Source organism: Patescibacteria group bacterium (assembly GCA_041649475.1).
Classification (GTDB): Bacteria; Patescibacteriota; Patescibacteriia; order Magasanikbacterales; family GWA2-37-8; genus JBAZNA01.
The window spans coordinates 522,651-538,918 of sequence record JBAZNA010000001.1 but is presented as its reverse complement, the minus strand read 5'-3'; the positions used below and the strand labels follow the sequence as shown (position 1 = coordinate 538,918).

The following is a 16,268-nucleotide window of genomic DNA, read 5'->3' as shown; positions in this document are numbered from 1 at the left end:
TGTAGAAACCTTACACCCCCGAACTAAACCTCGCAAACTCAATAAATAACCCCAGGAAGATTAAGCCCATTATAAACGGGGCAATAAGAGATAAATAGTTGGTTTTGTTAGGTTTGAATCTTTGTAATAGTAAAGAATTGCTTACCACTGAAATTGAACTCAAGGCCATAGCCAATCCGGCCAACTCCGGTTTCAAAATAATACCCAGTCCGGCAAAAACACGCGCGGCAATAGGAATGCCAATCACATTATAAAACAGAGCAAAAAACATGTTCTGTTTTATTTTTCCCACTGTCTCGCGGCTTAACTTTATGGCCGTCAAAACATCGCGCAAATCATTTTTGATAATAACAATTCCGCCGGTTTCCATGGCCACGTCCGTACCTCCGCCCATAGCAATGCCCAAATCGGCCTGGGCCAACGCCGGTGCGTCGTTTATACCATCCCCAACCATGGCCACCTCAATGCCGGTGCTTTGAATTTTTTTAACTTCATTGGCTTTGTCTTCGGGTAAGACCTCGGCCAAAACATTTTTTATGCCTACCTGTTGAGCAATGGCTTGCGCGGTGCGGCGGTTGTCACCGGTGATCATATATACCGCGATGCCAGCCTGCTGTAATTTCTTAATTGTTTCGGCAGAACTACTTTTTAAAGTATCAGCCACACCAATCAACCCTAAAATTTCCGATTCATCAGCCAGAATCATAGCGGTCTTTCCCCCATCTTCCAATTCTTTCATTTTTTTATCAATTTTGGCTAAATTTAATTTAGTGTAGTCCGTAATCAATTTGCGGTTGCCGAAATAATATTTTTTATCTTCAACTATACCCTCAACGCCGTGCCCGGGGATGGCTTTGAAATTTTTAACTTCCAAAAACGCAACTGATTTTTGCTGGGCATAACCAACAATCGCTTCGGCCAACGGATGTTCGGATAACTTTTCCAAACTGGCGGCAATACCAATCGCTTTATCAGTGCCGATATGATCAAGTTCAATAACATCTGTAACTTCTGGCTTGCCTTTGGTTAAAGTTCCGGTTTTGTCAAAAACAATGGCTTTAATCTTGCAGGCGGCTTCCAGCGGCTCGCCACCCTTAATTAAAACGCCATATTGGGCGCCTTTGCCCGTGCCTACCATAATTGCCGTAGGCGTGGCCAAACCCAGCGCACAGGGGCAAGCAATCACGATTACAGAGGTAAAGGCCATTATGCTGAAAGCAAAACCGGCGCCAAGAACAAAAAACCAAATAAGAAAACTCAAAATTGCCAAACCGATCACAATCGGCACAAACCACATGGAAATTCTGTCGGCAATATCCTGAATCGGGGCCTTTGAACCCTGCGCCTCTTCAATTAAACGAATAATTTGCGCCAGTGCGGTTTCGTTGCCAACTTTGGTGGCTTTAAATTCAAAACTGCCATGTTTGTTTATGGTCGCGCCAATCACTTTGTCGCCCACGGTTTTTTCTACCGGAATGCTTTCACCGGTTAACATCGCTTCATCAACCGATGAATCCCCTTTTGTGACCACGCCATCAACCGGAATTTTTTCTCCGGGACGAACGATTATAATATCTCCGGCCACAACTTGTTCAATCGGCACATCAACCGTTGATCCATTTTTAATAATGCGGGCAGTTTTGGCCTGTAGACCCATTAATTTTTTAATAGCATCCGAGGTTTTGTATTTTGCTTTGGTTTCCAGCCACTTGCCCAAAGTGACAAAAGTAATTAAAAAGGCGGCGGTTTCAAAATACAAACCCGGCAGACCCTGAATTAAATTTGCCAAACTATAAATATAGGCAGTAGAAGTGCCAATGGCAATCAAGCTGTCCATGTTAAACATCTTCATCTTTAAGCTGCTCCACGCGCCTTTATAAAATCCGGCGCCGATTATAAACTGAATTGGCGTGGTCAAAATAAATGAGATTATCCCCTCATATGGCAAATCAAAAAACATGAAAAATACCATCGGCAAACTTAAAATTATGCTGGCTATCAGGCGCAACTGTAAACCCTTCATCTCTTTTTCTTTTTTTTCTTTCTCTATTTCCGGATGATCAACATCAATCACTTCGGCCTTATACCCGGCATGTTTGACCGCGTTCAGTAAATCACTTTCAGTCGCCGTATCATAAAAAATATTGGCCTTTTCCGCCGCAAAATTAACATGAGCGGATTTCACTCCGGGCACTTTTTTCAAACTCATTTCAATAATGGCCGCACAGGAAGCGCAGTGCATGCCGCCGATGCTTAAGTTTGTTTGTTTGTCGCTATCCATATAATTAAATTACTTTCAAAACCCCTCTGCGCACACCCATTGCGCAAGTTATTGGATAATCCCCGGTTTGAGTGGGTGTAAACGTCATAATTATTTTTTCTCCAGCCAGCAAGCGTTGCGCTGTGTTGTATAATCCGGGAATCATAATCGTGCTCATACAACCCTGTCCGTTTTCTTTAACATCCACAACAAGTTTTACCGGCTGGCCCTGTTTAACTGTGAAGACATTTGGCTGGATATCTTTGTTATAGGTAAAAGTGGTTTGAACTAACTGAACATTTTGCTGCTCATCAGTTGTAGCTGTATTTATTTTACCTGTTTGCGGTGTATATTTAAAGTTCCCACCCCCGCAACCGCCACAACCGCCTCCGCTGGCTCCGCAAGCGCCACTTGCGGAAGCAACTGTTGCCTTGGCGGGCGCACTGGCACCACTGGTATCATCAACTACCACAAATTTTCCGGTATACATACCCATTGAACAGGAAAATGGAATTTCGCCGGTTTCAGTTGGAGTGAAGGTGATAATATTCTCTCCCTGTTTTAAACCTTGGCTGATTCCATACTTGGGCATAACAATATAACTGGCACAGGAAAGAACGGATTTGGATGTGATTACCCACTTAACCGGTATACCTTTTTTAACGGTAAAAACATTTGGTGAATAGCCGTTAAAATCCTGTGTCATTTGCACAACTTGTGCGTTGGCTGTGTCTGTAACCTGAACCGGCTTGTTTGCGCCCAGACCGGAGACCAATCTGCTGCCATTGGCAATATTGACCCAGCCGAAAATTATCACTGCCAAGCCCGCAACCATAAAAAATATTTTTGCTTTCTGGCCTTTAAAGATTGAACTTAATCCGCCAACAGTTAATAGCCCCGGCACGGTGCCAAGAGCAAACAAACCCATAATCAAGGCGCCCTTCGTGAAACTACCGGTACTGACGGCATAGAGCTGCATCGCCTGGGTAAATCCGCAAGGCAGAAAGAATGTCAAAGCGCCGGTAATCATTGAACCGCGGTGGCTGTATTCTTTTGTTTCTTTGCCGATTCCCAACACTCTGGAAATGCTTTTTGGCAGGGCAATGGTTTTGTCTTTCAAGTACGGAAAAATTTCTATGAGTTTTAAACCCAGAAATATCATTACTCCACCAACGATTATGGTTAACAGACCCAGCACGCCGACCGACGGACTGATTATTGATCCGATTGCACCGATTAGTCCGCCAAACAAAGCATAGCCGGCAACCCGGCCGATATTAAAATATATATGAGGCATGAATTTTTGTTTTGTTGTTGCTTCGGGATGGAGTTCAGCGTGTCTGGCGGAAATTGCCAGGAGTAATCCGCCAACTAAAGCCATACAAGTTGATACGCCGGCAATTAAGCCGACAATTGGCACAATGTAAAGCCCGGCGCTATTATCGCTACTTACGCTTAAATTAAAAATTCCCAGCCATCTGGCTATCGCATAAAGCCCAAGAAGAATGACGGCGGCTAGCGCCAAATTTTTGTAATCCTTTGGATCTTTGGAAAATAGCGGCAGTTTGTCTTTCTGACCAACCTCATAACCCGCTGATTTAATTGCGTCTCGTATTTGCGAGGCCTGCGGTGTCTCGCCTTCATAGATTATATCCGCCTTGCCTTCGCTGTGGCTGACGGTAACTCTCTTAATACCATCAACTTTTTTTAAATTATTTTCCACTAAAATTTCACATGACTTGCAGTGCATCCCGCGTATGGGTACAGTTAATTTTGACATAGCAAAAAATTAAAAGAAGGAATTATTTGGTTGTCAGGTTGAAGGTTTGAATTAATTCTTTAACGAAGGCATCTTTCTCGGATTGTTTTTTTGAATTTAATTTATGCGAAGCGCAGGAATTTAAGTGGCTTTCCAGAATTATGTTATTGGTCTGCTTTAATATGCCCACAGCCGCGTGAATTTGCTGGGCAACATCAACGCAATATCTGTTTTCATCCAACATTTTTTGAATTAAATTTATCTGGCCTTGAACTTTTTTTAAATTGGCCTTGATCTTGGTTGTGTATGGCTCCAACATATCTTTGAATTAAAATTAAAAATGAGTATGATTAATACTCATAGTATACCTATACCCTAGGTATAGGTCAAGCCCTTAGGCCTTGAGTTGTCCACAGGCCGCGGCAATATCCTGGCCCTGGGAATGGCGGATGGTGCTGGTAAAGCCGGAATTGAGCAATGTCTCCTGCCAGTGTTCTATTACTTTTGGCGCCGATCCGGTAAAAACCCCGGTTGACGCGCCGGTAGAAATCAAATTATACGGAATCAGATTAATTCTCACGCTCCCCAACTTTGAAGCCAGTTTAATAAATGCCTTTAAATGTTTGGCATCGTCATTAACTTTATCAAGCATAATATACTCCAAACCCAGATAATGCGCCCGACTCGGAAAGGCCTGGTGATATTTTTTGGACCAATCAATTAAAAAATCAAAAAAGCCGGGCTGATGCGATGGCATTATTTTTTTTCGGGTGGCGTCAATGGCGCTATGAAGCGATACGGCAAACCGAACCGGCGGAAAATCTTTATCTGCAATCATTTTTTCCATAGCCGCAGGCACGCCGGCAGTTGAAATCGTGATTTGCCGGGGACCAATATCAGTGTATTTTAAAATAATATTTATGGCTGTTTTGACATTATCATAATTGAGTAGCGGCTCACCCTGACCCATAACCACAATATTATCAATCCCCTCTTCCGCTCCCAAATACCTTTGCCAAAAGCGATATTGATCCACAATTTCCTGCGCCGATAAATTTCGCGTAAAACCGCACGATCCGGTGGCGCAAAAAGCGCAATTCATCGGACAACCGACCTGGCTGGAAATACAAATTGTATTTCTTGACTTGCGGCCCATCAAAACTGTTTCTACAGTTTGCCCATCATTTAATTTTAACAACGCCTTTTTTGTGTTATCTGTTTTACTTTCCTGCAGAAGTCCCAACTCAACCGAAAGCCAGGGCAAATTTTTTAGTTTTTCCCGCAAATCCAAAGGCAAAGTGGTGATTTGCGCATAACCATCAATGCCAACATCAAACCAGGCCTTATAGATTTGATCCTGGCGGAATTTTTTTTCGGAAGCGATTATAACGCCCAAATCAGGCATATTTATTTTTTATTTTTGACACCGCTAAACCAACTAAAAAGTTACAAACCAGCACGGCGCCGATTATGAACAAATAAAGATTCAATGAAATTGGCACGAAGTAAAAAATATTTCGCAAAGCCGTAAACAAGCTTAAAACCAAAAATATGAAGGTCAGCGCGGACACTACTAGTATAACTTTATTACTTTTTATCTGCACCCACTCGCGTGAAAAGAATAAAACCGCGATTTGGGACAGCACCAAAGCGGCAAAGGCGGTGGTGCGGCCAAGTTCAAAATTATTTAAATAAACGCCAAAGTAATAATAAAAAACCAAACTGATGCCTAGTATTCCCAGCCCCTGCAATAGGGCCTGCGCGCCAAGCGGAAAATTGATCATCGGTTCACTAGGAGAACGCGGTTTTTCTTTCATTAAGTTGTAGCGAGCGGCTTCTCTTTCAAAACCAAGCACCGAAGCCGGATCACAGATCAATTCCAAAAAGATAATATGAATGGGTAAAAAAATCATTGAATCACCAAAGAATAGCGGGATGATCGCTAAACCGACAATTGGAATATGAAAAGACAGTAAAAAGACAAAAGCATGGCGCATGTTGTCATAAATTCGCCTGCCCTCACGCACCGCGCCCACAATCGTGGAAAAGTTATCATCCATTAAAACCATGCCGGCCGCGGCCCTGGCGACTTCTGTGCCTTTTTTGCCCATGGCCACGCCGATATTGGCAGTTTTTAAAGCCGGTGCGTCGTTAACCCCGTCTCCGGTCATGGAAACCACCTCGCCGATATCCTGCAAATCTTTAACAATCGTATATTTTTGTTCCGGCTTAACCCGAGCAAAAATACTGCAGGTTTTTATCTTATCTCTTAAGGCGTCAGGCGACATGTTGGCAATATCCGATCCGGTTAAAATTTCTTCATTATGAGCCAAGCCGATTTCTTCGGCAATGCTGTGAGCCGTCATTCTGTTGTCTCCGGTGATCATTATGATTCTGATGCCGGCTTTCTGACAAGTTTCTACCGCGTCCTTTACTTCCGGTCGGGGCGGATCGCTCATAATAAGCAGACCGACGAATTCCAAATCTTTATCTGCGATATTTTTGACCTCGGATTTTTTAGCGATGCCAACCACTCTGTAGCCATCATTGGACGCGTCTTCAAAAACCCTGGTTATTTTTTGTTTTTCCAGTTCAGCTAAATTACAATTATCAATTATGAATTCCGGAGCGCCGGCGCTGTATTGGCAGAAGCCGTCATTTTTATCCTGCCATAAATGGTGAACCATTTTGGTGTTGGCATCAAAGGGTTTGTCTTCTATCAATCTGTGGGCTTCATAAATATCATGCGGTTCAAGGCCGATGCTTTTGGCAAAACTATGGGCTTCAATTTCAATCGGGTCAACCGGCACCCGCTCTAAGGCCAGCAAAACTATTTTCATGAATTCGGTCAGACCGGATTTATTGCCGCTGTTAATTTCTCTTACCTGCCCCTGCCAATAAACCTGCTTTAACGACATTCTGCCTTCGGTTAAGGTGCCGGTTTTATCGGTACAAATTACCGTCACTGAACCCAAAGTTTCCACCAAAGACATTTCCCGTACCAAAGCATTTCGTTTGGCCATTTTCAAGACCCCAAAAATCAGAAAGACGCTAAAAACAATGGGAAATTCTTCGGGGATTAAAGACATGGCAATGGTTAATCCGCCTAATATTCCGGCTACCAGCCCCTTGGTCAAAGATATAATAATGGCTACAACCGCGGCTGTTAAAATTGCCAGTATAGCTATGGTTTTTAGTAAACGATTCAGTTTAATCTGTAAAGGAGTTTTGGATTTTTTGATTTTTGACAGTAATGAACCGAGTTTTCCGTAAGATGTATTTAAACCCGTGGCATTAACAAACATTGCGCCTTCGCCTTGAGTGACGTATGTGCCTTGCCATAACTTTGTTTCATCGCCGGTTTTTTCCAAACTGATGGCCTGCGACTTAGCCACCGCGATTGATTCGCCGGTTAAAACCGCTTCATCTACGCGCAGGCCGGGTGAATCAACCAAAAAGCCGTCAGCCGGAATTTTATCTCCGGCAGTTAAGTGCACCAGGTCGCCCGGAACCAAAAATTTTGTTTCCAAGGTGATGATTTTTCCGTCACGATAAACCTCGCAAGAGGTTACCATCATTTTATCCAGGGCCTCCAGGGCCTGGTCCGTGCGCTGTTCTTCTAAAAATTCCATTAGGGCAATCGGCACGATTGAAAACAAAAAAATAATGGTTTCAGTTTTTTCGCCGATAAAAAAATAGACAATCGCGGTGATTAAAATGAGAAGCATCATTGGCTCTAAAAAAATACCGAGCAGACGCATCAGCCAGTGTTTCTTCTTCGCTACCGGTAAAGAATTATAGCCAAAATTTTTGAGTTTGACCGCCGCTTCAACTGAAGAAAGACCCTTTTGCATAGTTTATCCTTGACAAAATTGTTAATTGTTTCTTAAAAAAATATTATACTAGAAATAGCACATTTTTGCAATTCTGTGCGGAAAGGAGGTGCGGGATGAAAACTCGGGATTGCAACGGGCAAAGGATATACGAAGGCAGTATTGTCTGCGACCAGGAAAAGGACAGAACTGCCGAAGTCCAAACACTGCTGGATGAACAGTACGTCAGCATCAGATTCTACGAACCCGGCAGTGAGCTCGGGATGCAGTCGGTGGTCGTACCGGCAGACAAACTACTCTTGCTCCTGGAGTGATTTCTGGCTCCGGGACTTGGCCCAAGGAGGCCTCATGCTATCTGGCTCAAGTGGTGAGTCGGGTTAAGCCGGTCGGACTTAGGCGACCGGCTTTCTAATATCTTTTCTTTTAATTTTTCCGGGGTTAAGCCGGCCAATTCATACAATTCATCCGGTTTGCCTGATTTTAGGAAATTATCAACGCCGATTGATCGGGCTTTATAATCTTCCGGCAGGATAAATGAGTTTAAAAATCCGGACCAACCGTTGTGCAGAGTAATTACTCTGTCTTTTTCTTCGGTTGATAAAATTTGTCCAATTCTATCCCCAGCCAACTTCGGCGAAGTCACGGCCACTATTTTTACATCCAAACTCTTTTCCAATTCCGGCAAAATTTCTAAAACATTTTTTAAAATCAATGATCCGGAAATGGCCAAAACGATTTTTTCTTGATTATTATTTGAATAATTCTTAAACACATACGCGCCCAGTGTGGCATCTTGAGGAGAGGTATGGATTCTTTTTATCACCGGCACATCCGGTCGGCCCACGGATAAAACAATCGGCTCGCCTTTTTCTAAGGCGTAAAACAACATCTCTATGGTCTCATTGGCATCTAACGGCTTATATACCTTTATTCCGGGAAAGGCATCATAGAGAGACATCCAAAATTGGCCGTGGTGAGTGGGGCCGTCTTCGCCGGTCTCGGGGCCGTCATGCGAAGCCAATAATATGAAAAAACCTTTTTGCGAAAGAATGCTATTGTTAAACAAAGCCAAACGCACGCAATTGGCAATCATACCGGTAAAAACGGCATAAGTTGAAAACACTGAAATCGGCTGAAAATTTCCCGGCAAAACATCCTGGGTCATGGCCGCCGACATCATAGCCATATTTTGTTCGGCAATGCCAAATCTTACTCCCCTACCCAGCGGATTTTGTTTGTTAATAATTCCATAAACCTGTTCGGCCGAATTGGTCAAAACCGACCCGCTCAAATCCCCGGCTCCGGCGTAAAAAAACGCCGTTTGGGTCATCAGCCACTTCATCCAGGCCTGCGCGGCCTTGCGCGTAGAGACCTTTGTGTCCTGTTCAAAGACCAATTCCGGCGGGAGTTTATCCGGACGTTTTATGGTTTGCGGTTTTACTATCGGCCGGCCGGATAGAGATTTTTTCATCTGTTCAACTAATTTCGCTTCGGATTTGATATTTTCAGCCGTGACTTTAAAACGGGAATCAAGATACAATTCATCTTCTTCTTTTAAATTTTCAAAAATGGTGGCAATGTCTTCCATGACATTCCCCTTATTGCCGGGGACTGCAAAACCAAGCTCGTTTTCTATTTTTATATATTCATCATGAGCGACTTGACTGCCGTGCGAGGTCTGGGAATTTTCTTTTGAGCCATAACACTTGCCTTTTGTAGTATGGGCAATGATCACGGCAGGCGCGCTGTTGTCAAACCCCTGCGCCGCCAATTTGTAGGCGTAGTTTAACTCCGTCAGATTGTGTCCGTCTGCCTCTATTACATTCCAACCCATACCCAGCCAATGATTAAGGTAATCCGAAGAAATAACTTCGTTTATATTTCCGTCAATGCCGTAATGGTTGAAGTCCAAACTGACGATGATATTTTTTGTGCCGGTGGCGGCTAAAACATTACGGGCTTCATAACTCATGCCTTCTTCGCTTTCCGCGTCGCCCATAAACACCCAAACCTTAGTGTCTAATCCGCAGGAGCGGTGGGTGATGGCAATGCCCCCGGCGGCAGCCAGACCATGGCCGGAAGGGCCGGTGCTGTAATCTGATAACGGGTGAAAACTTTCCGCATGTCCGGATGGTCCATCAACATGACGAAAACGAATCAAGTCCTCGGGAAAAATCGGATGTAAAACCGCTTCGGAAAATTGCCTGCCGCTGCGGCGTAAGGTTTCATATATTAACGCCAGGCCGCTATATAAGAGTGGGGTGCAGTGGCCGGCGCTCCAAATAACTCTGTCCCGTCCGGGATTTTTTGGATCAGTGGGATCAAAACTCATCGCGCCGCCAAAAACCATAGCCAAAAATTGTTCAACTTTGGAACTGCTTCCGCCCGGATGGCCGGACTGCGCCCCCTCAACTGTGGCAAAAATAAGTCCGCGCAAAATTTTGGCCAGATGTTGTAAACGGCCAACTTCAAAACCGGCTGACGGCTCCAAGGCCAAACCGCGCAAATCCAAATACACTGAATCTTTGCAATCATGCTTAAACCGGTTTGGCTCCATGTTTTTTAGTTTGGAAAACTCTTCGGCGTTTAAAATGTTATATGGCATACGGAAATAGTTTATCATAGAAAAAAGATTATGAAAAGAAAAAAGCAGTCCCGAACCGGAACTGCATGCCCCCTTAGCAACAACCGCGCGCTCGCGTGAGTCAGGTACGCCCCCAGGGAGGGCGGAAGGTCTCCAGATACTGCACGGCCCTTCGGTACTGAAGCTCTGCTTGCGCGGAACTGGTGGCGGCCTTGATCGCATTGGCGTAATCCTGCGCCAACTGTGTGTATTCGCTCTCCCACCAATTGAGGTACTTCACATCCTGCCTCCGGCGCCACTCCTCAATGAGGAGCACCACTATGAAGGCGAAGGAGGTCGCGGTGAAAATCACCGCATTCTCATGCCACTTGTAAAAGGCACTGAAGGCCACGACAACTGTCCAGATCACCAGGATGAGAAACCTGGCGATATGAGCCAGCAACTTCTTCTGCTTGAAACTCGCCTGCTTGCGCTCAATGGCGGTCATTGTGTGCCTCCTGTTGTGCCTACAGGATACCCTAAAAAACCCTTTTTGTCAATGGATTAAGCCGTCAACCTACCACATTCTCCCCTGCTCAAACATCTGTTTTTCCCATTTATAAAAATCCAGATACTCACACGGAGTTAGTGGTGTGTTTGTAGTAGTGGTGTAATCATCCGGACCGCAACTAATGTCTGTCGGTATGTCATGGCTGATAATTCTTTTTCCGTCCGGCCCGATTTGGTTTATGTATAATTCCAATTCATGCATACCCAAAAGATTGGGGTAATTTTTTTGGTCGTCAAAAATTGAATGGCCCTCAAACGAATTTGGCACGTTTATATTTAAAATTTGCAAAAGGGTGGGCGTAAAATCAAGCCCGGATGAATACATGTCAACGCTTTTCGGCAAAACAGTGTCGGGAACATACATCATAAACATATTTTCATCATAAAAACTAATTTTGCCGGCCACATCGGGAAAAATATCTTTTGTATAAGCGGCCGGAAAAACGGCGTGGTCGGCCACGGCAATTAAAATTGTATTTTTGGATAAATCACTGGCCTTAAAATCATTCCAAAATTTCGCAAAGGCGTCATCGGTAGAATATACGGAGTTCAGCAGGTTATTCTTGCCATCGCCGTATTTAATAATGTCCGCGGATAAATTAAACGGCGGATGACTGTCTATGGTGGAAATCATGGCTAGAAATGGACTCTGGGTTTTTTCATTTATAATTTGCCAAAACGCCGGAAACATTTGGTGGTCCGAATATCCCCAGGAAAGAGGTTTAGCGGAAATATACCTGCCCAGTTCCGCTGTGCCATAAATATCACCTACGCCAATACTGCTTAAAATTGAATTTTTATTTTCATAGTTTTTGTCCACTGACGTGATATATGAGGCGTATTTGTAGCCGCTGTTTTTTAAAATCTGTGGCAAACACAAAGCATAAATTCTCTGCAGTTTTTTTTCATTATTAATTTCATTGTAGCCGGTCGGAGGCAGAAATGAGCAAAGCTGTGAGAGGATGCCGGTGATGGTCGGCGTGGAAGCATTGTAATATTTATGAAAAACGGTTGTAAACGGATCCGCGGCCATTTTATCCAACCCGGGCGTCAGCCCTTTAAAATTCGGGTTATAGACATCGGTCAGGCGTGATGAAAATGATTCAAAAAAGACAATAATAATATTCGGCTTGCTGGATGAGAATGTTGCGGTGCTGAAAACTTTTTCTTTGTGGGCGACGGCAAATTCATTCAAATTGAAATGCAAACCGAATCGCTCCAATTTTGCCTGTTCAATCGGACTAAGCACGGCATTTTGGTTTTGACCGGCAAAATATCTGTAAAAAGACCGCACAATCGTATATTCGGGCGTGTTTTTAAAAGAACTTAGTCCAAAAATAGAGAGTAAAGCCACCGCGATCAAAGCCAGATTATAGTACTGCCAGTAATTTTTTGAAGCGGAGTCATGCGCCCTGATGACCTGTTTGAATAATAGGGCAAAAATAACCAGAACCAATACGCCGCCGCTGATTAAAAACGGGGTGAGCCAATTAAAGATAACTGATGACGCGCCTTTGGCATAGCCAAGCATCACCGGATTTAAATACAAACCGGAAAAATACATAATGCCGACGTTTATCACCCAGACAATCAGCATCGCCACAAAGAGCAGTGACCAAAAAATCAAAAACAGATGCCGCCAAACTTTCTTTTTGATCCGCCAGTAAAGCAGACCGGAAAGGGCAAACCCCAAAACCCAAAACATGGTCATGGCCCAGGAGCGGAACAAAACGATATTGTAAAATTTTATATTCGGATCAAGAATGTAATAATGATAAGCGGCATACTGCAAACCGCTTAAGAGAAGAAATAAAAACAAAATAAAAACAAAAACCTGCCTGTTTATTTTTTTCCAGGCATTGCCGTTTGGGTGTAAGCCCAAATAGAATTGCAAGCGCCAAAATAACAAACCGAAAATGAACAGAAAATAAACCAAACTCAACCATTCCCAGCGGGAGAAAAAAGCCAGAAAAGACAAGGATAATATAAAAAACAGGGAATCCAGATATTTTTTAAATTCAGTTTGCCAAAAATTGTGACGGTTTAGTTTAGTTGTTAAGTATCCGTACAGCCATTTAAAAATACAATAACCCGCAAAAATACCCAGCCAAAACAAGCAGGCAATAAGCACAAACCGCCAATGGGGGCGCTTGGCAATATGGTACCAGCTCCAGCCGGCGGAAATCACAAAAGAGCCGGCCACAGCATAGGCAACCGACCCTATTTTTTTAATAAAGTTTATCAACTTTGCTTTCATTTTAATACAACTCGGTTTTGTATTCCTTTTCCTCTCTCACCTGCCGCATGTCTTTTTTTGATTTGACCCGTTCTTTAACTTTATGTTTTTTCAGTTCACTCTCCAGGTAATCCCGGATTTTATCTATGGCCTTATATAATGTTTTTTCATTTTTTGAGGCAAAAATGTCTTTACCCGGCACTTCCAGCTTGCAATCAGCCACGAAGATACTGCCTTTCTGATGGTGATGCGATTCCACCCCGACGCTGACGTTCGCACGGATGATATTATTGTAAAATTTTTCTAAACTTCCTATCTTTTTTTCCGCATAGTCCCTGATGGCATCGGTAAGTTCAAGGCCCTTACCGGTAACAATGACTTGCATATTAATATAAATAGTTAATTAACGACTTGGACCTCCATTTCCAATTCAACCCTAAATTTATTGTATACTTTTTCTTTAATTATATCAACAAGGGTTAGCACGTCTTTTTGCGTGGCTTGATTGATGTTAACTATGAAATTACCGTGCTCATCAGAAATTTTGGCGCCGCCTTCAGAGAGTCCGCGCAAATCCAACTGATCAATCATCCAGCCGGCCGGAACCGTGCCGCGCCGAACGTATAATTCCGGCAATTGTTTGGTGTCTCCCGGCCATTTACTTAATTTAATATTCTTAAAGAAGCTGCCGGGCGAAGGAAGCTGGGTAATCCGGCCAGCGCGCTGGATCATATGTTTTTGCACGGCCGCCATAATTGCTTTTTTGTCGCCTTTTTCCAAAAACAAACCGGCTGAAAGGATCACGTCTTTATTGTATTTAAAACCGCTGTCTCTGTAATCAAATCGACACTCCTTTGGCGTGAGATTTAAAATCTCGCCATCACGCCAAACCTCAACTTCTTTAACCGCGTGAGACATGTCTTTGCCCATAGCCCCGGCATTGCCGCGCACTGCTCCGCCAACCGTTCCGGGTATGCCAATAGCCCATTCCATCCCGGTCAGGCCGTTTTGCGCGGCCAGATTAACCACCGCGCCCAGGGAAACACCAGCTTCGACTTTGATATTAAATTTATCATTCTTTTTTATAAATTCCGGCTCTTTGGTTGTGCAAATTTTGATGACCACGCCGTCAAATTCGTCGTCGCCGAACAACAGATTGGAGCCGCCGCCGATTATAAAATAATCAAGACCGTTTCCGGCTATATAGTCAAGCAAGCCAATAAGCTTTTCCCGGTTATCAACAGTTATAAAATACTTAGCCGGACCGCCGATTTGAAAGGTGGTATGTTTGGCTAAGGGTTCATTGGCTTTAACTCGCCCGAATTTTTTTAACTCAACATATAAAGCGTCTGTTGGCATACCTTGTAAAATTCAATAATCTACGCTATTATATAGTAAATTTATGGTTCAAGCAAATGGTATTTTAAACGCCATTTCCAAGCGGCTGGGCAAGCACCGTTTGTTTTATGTTTGCCGGGACGTGGAACGCGCGCTCGGGCTGGATTTAAAAAAAATTCATAATTACTTTATCATCAGCAACTCCACCGGTTTCGCCCGAAAAGTCGCCAAAGACCGGCCGAATATAATTTTAATAAAAGCCAAAAACCAGCTTGATACCCGCGATTTATTACAACACAAAACCGCCAAACAGGCAATAAAAAGGGGCGACTTCGTGGTGGTGTTTAAAAATACGACCCAGATTGAGAAACTCTGCGCCCAAAACGGCTGGACGCTGATTAATCCCCCGGCGGAAATTTCCGGCCGGGTGGAAGAAAAAATTTCCCAGGTTAAGTGGCTAGGTGATCTGACCAAATATCTGCCAAAGCAAAAAATTCAATTGTGCAAAGACATAAAATCAAGATGGAGCCCGTTTATCGTTCAGTTCAACCGCTCTCATACCGGCAGCGGCACAATGCTAATTGATTCCAAAGAAAAACTGACGGAAATAAAAAATAAATTTCCCCTGCGCGAAGCCCGAGTGGCTGATTACATCAAAGGCCCGATGTTTACCAATAACAACGTGGTTTGGGGCGATAAAGTTTTTCTTGGCAACATAAATTATCAAATTACCGGCCTCTCCCCTTTTACGGAAAATCCCTTTGCCACCATCGGCAATGACTGGCAGCTGCCGTATAAAATTTTAAATAAAAAACAAATCAAACAATACCAAAAAATCGCCGCTGACGTCGGCAGAAAACTTAAAAAAAGCGGCTGGAAAGGACTTTTTGGCATTGATGTAATCGCTGAAGAAAAAACCGGCAAGTTATACCTGATTGAGGTCAATGCCCGCCAGCCGGCTTCAACCACCTACGAGTCCGTTTTACAAAATAAAAATAAAAACTCAAACAGTATATCCACTTTTGCGGCGCATCTGGCCGGTTTGCTTGATATCAGCCCGAATGGCTATAAACTGGCCGAGATAAAAAATGGCGCCCAAATCATCCAAAGAATGAGTGAAAGAATTGACGCGATGGCCATACCAAAAATTAAAAATGTTCCGACTAACATTATAGTTTACGAAAATAAAAAAATCGGCGAAGATTTAGTCAGAATTCAGAGCGAAAAAGGAATAATGGAAAAACACAACGTGTTTAACGCCGACGGACTGGCAATTTTGGTCGGAGTAATGTTCGCCCAAAAACAAGTCCGGTGGACGGCAAAAAGATCCGGAGCCATTCTGATTAAAGACGGAAAAATTTTATTGATGAAAAGAAACAAATACGGAAACAAGTATTATTCCATGCCGGGAGGCACCGTTGAAAAAAATGAAAACTTAAAAGACACGGCGAAGAGGGAAATTCTGGAAGAAACCGGATTGCATTTTCAATTTGACGCAAAAAAGCCGCTCCGCATTTTGACTCACCGAGATGAATACTATTTTTTCACGAAAGACATTGTCGGCGAAGAGGCCTTGGGCGGTCCGGAAAAGGCGCGCAACGCTCCGGATAACTATTACGAACTGGAATGGGTGGATTTAAAAAAACTTCCTGCCGTAAGATTACTGCCGGAATCATTAAAAAAGAAATTAATCGCATCCTTAAATTAGT

The 16,268-nt window shown here is 43.5% G+C and carries 12 protein-coding genes; 2 read left to right on the top strand and 10 right to left on the bottom strand.

Annotation, left to right across the window (positions count from 1 at the left end; all coding sequences use genetic code 11):
* Positions 1-10 precede the first annotated feature (10 nt).
* From WC526_02600 to WC526_02580, 5 genes are all read right to left on the bottom strand, one after another.
* On the bottom strand, positions 11-2,281 hold the full coding sequence (locus WC526_02600) for a heavy metal translocating P-type ATPase (GenBank protein MFA5062009.1): 2,271 nt from the start codon (positions 2,279-2,281) through the stop codon (positions 11-13).
* A 4-nt stretch (positions 2,282-2,285) separates the two neighbouring features.
* Positions 2,286-4,040 (bottom strand): sulfite exporter TauE/SafE family protein, encoded by a 1,755-nt coding sequence (locus tag WC526_02595; GenBank protein ID MFA5062008.1) that lies wholly within the window; start codon positions 4,038-4,040, stop codon positions 2,286-2,288.
* 22 nt (positions 4,041-4,062) lie between these two features.
* Positions 4,063-4,338, bottom strand: coding sequence for a metal-sensitive transcriptional regulator (locus WC526_02590; protein MFA5062007.1), 276 nt, complete (start codon positions 4,336-4,338; stop codon positions 4,063-4,065).
* Positions 4,339-4,413: 75 nt separating this feature from the next.
* Positions 4,414-5,424, bottom strand: a complete 1,011-nt coding sequence (rlmN, locus tag WC526_02585; GenBank protein ID MFA5062006.1) for a 23S rRNA (adenine(2503)-C(2))-methyltransferase RlmN — start codon at positions 5,422-5,424, stop codon at positions 4,414-4,416.
* Entirely contained in the window at positions 5,417-7,873 is a 2,457-nt protein-coding gene (locus WC526_02580; GenBank protein MFA5062005.1) for a cation-translocating P-type ATPase, read from the bottom strand. Before WC526_02580 ends, rlmN begins: the two co-directional genes overlap by 8 nt.
* 95 nt (positions 7,874-7,968) lie before the next feature.
* On the opposite strand from WC526_02580, the gene WC526_02575 reads away from it, so the two are divergent.
* A complete protein-coding gene (locus tag WC526_02575; GenBank protein MFA5062004.1) occupies positions 7,969-8,166 on the top strand; it encodes a hypothetical protein in 198 nt (65 codons plus the stop codon).
* 32 nt (positions 8,167-8,198) lie between these two features.
* Here the strand turns inward: WC526_02575 and WC526_02570 are convergent, their stop codons facing one another.
* From WC526_02570 to murB, 5 genes are all read right to left on the bottom strand, one after another.
* Positions 8,199-10,457 (bottom strand): 1-deoxy-D-xylulose-5-phosphate synthase N-terminal domain-containing protein, encoded by a 2,259-nt coding sequence (locus WC526_02570; GenBank protein ID MFA5062003.1) that lies wholly within the window; start codon positions 10,455-10,457, stop codon positions 8,199-8,201.
* 100 nt (positions 10,458-10,557) lie between these two features.
* On the bottom strand, positions 10,558-10,923 hold the full coding sequence (locus WC526_02565; GenBank protein ID MFA5062002.1) for a hypothetical protein: 366 nt from the start codon (positions 10,921-10,923) through the stop codon (positions 10,558-10,560).
* Positions 10,924-10,992: 69 nt separating this feature from the next.
* On the bottom strand, positions 10,993-13,242 hold the full coding sequence (locus WC526_02560; GenBank protein MFA5062001.1) for a sulfatase-like hydrolase/transferase: 2,250 nt from the start codon (positions 13,240-13,242) through the stop codon (positions 10,993-10,995).
* Position 13,243: 1 nt separating this feature from the next.
* On the bottom strand, positions 13,244-13,606 hold the full coding sequence (raiA, locus tag WC526_02555) for a ribosome-associated translation inhibitor RaiA (protein ID MFA5062000.1): 363 nt from the start codon (positions 13,604-13,606) through the stop codon (positions 13,244-13,246).
* Positions 13,607-13,620: 14 nt separating this feature from the next.
* On the bottom strand, positions 13,621-14,580 hold the full coding sequence (gene murB / locus WC526_02550) for a UDP-N-acetylmuramate dehydrogenase (GenBank protein MFA5061999.1): 960 nt from the start codon (positions 14,578-14,580) through the stop codon (positions 13,621-13,623).
* Between the two features lie 43 nt (positions 14,581-14,623).
* On the opposite strand from murB, the gene WC526_02545 reads away from it, so the two are divergent.
* Positions 14,624-16,267, top strand: coding sequence for an NUDIX domain-containing protein (locus WC526_02545; GenBank protein ID MFA5061998.1), 1,644 nt, complete (start codon positions 14,624-14,626; stop codon positions 16,265-16,267).
* The last annotated feature ends 1 nt before the right edge of the window (position 16,268 follow it).

Bases quoted from the DNA above. Each gene is read 5' to 3' on its own strand.
- WC526_02600 (MFA5062009.1), bottom strand. From the start codon at position 2,281: ATGGATAGCGACAAACAAACAAACTTAAGCATCGGCGGCATGCACTGC.
- WC526_02595 (MFA5062008.1), bottom strand. From the start codon at position 4,040: ATGTCAAAATTAACTGTACCCATACGCGGGATGCACTGCAAGTCATGT.
- WC526_02590 (MFA5062007.1), bottom strand. From the start codon at position 4,338: ATGTTGGAGCCATACACAACCAAGATCAAGGCCAATTTAAAAAAAGTT.
- rlmN (MFA5062006.1), bottom strand. From the start codon at position 5,424: ATGCCTGATTTGGGCGTTATAATCGCTTCCGAAAAAAAATTCCGCCAG.
- WC526_02580 (MFA5062005.1), bottom strand. From the start codon at position 7,873: ATGCAAAAGGGTCTTTCTTCAGTTGAAGCGGCGGTCAAACTCAAAAAT.
- WC526_02575 (MFA5062004.1), top strand. From the start codon at position 7,969: ATGAAAACTCGGGATTGCAACGGGCAAAGGATATACGAAGGCAGTATT.
- WC526_02570 (MFA5062003.1), bottom strand. From the start codon at position 10,457: ATGCCATATAACATTTTAAACGCCGAAGAGTTTTCCAAACTAAAAAAC.
- WC526_02565 (MFA5062002.1), bottom strand. From the start codon at position 10,923: ATGACCGCCATTGAGCGCAAGCAGGCGAGTTTCAAGCAGAAGAAGTTG.
- WC526_02560 (MFA5062001.1), bottom strand. From the start codon at position 13,242: ATGAAAGCAAAGTTGATAAACTTTATTAAAAAAATAGGGTCGGTTGCC.
- raiA (MFA5062000.1), bottom strand. From the start codon at position 13,606: ATGCAAGTCATTGTTACCGGTAAGGGCCTTGAACTTACCGATGCCATC.
- murB (MFA5061999.1), bottom strand. From the start codon at position 14,580: ATGCCAACAGACGCTTTATATGTTGAGTTAAAAAAATTCGGGCGAGTT.
- WC526_02545 (MFA5061998.1), top strand. From the start codon at position 14,624: ATGGTTCAAGCAAATGGTATTTTAAACGCCATTTCCAAGCGGCTGGGC.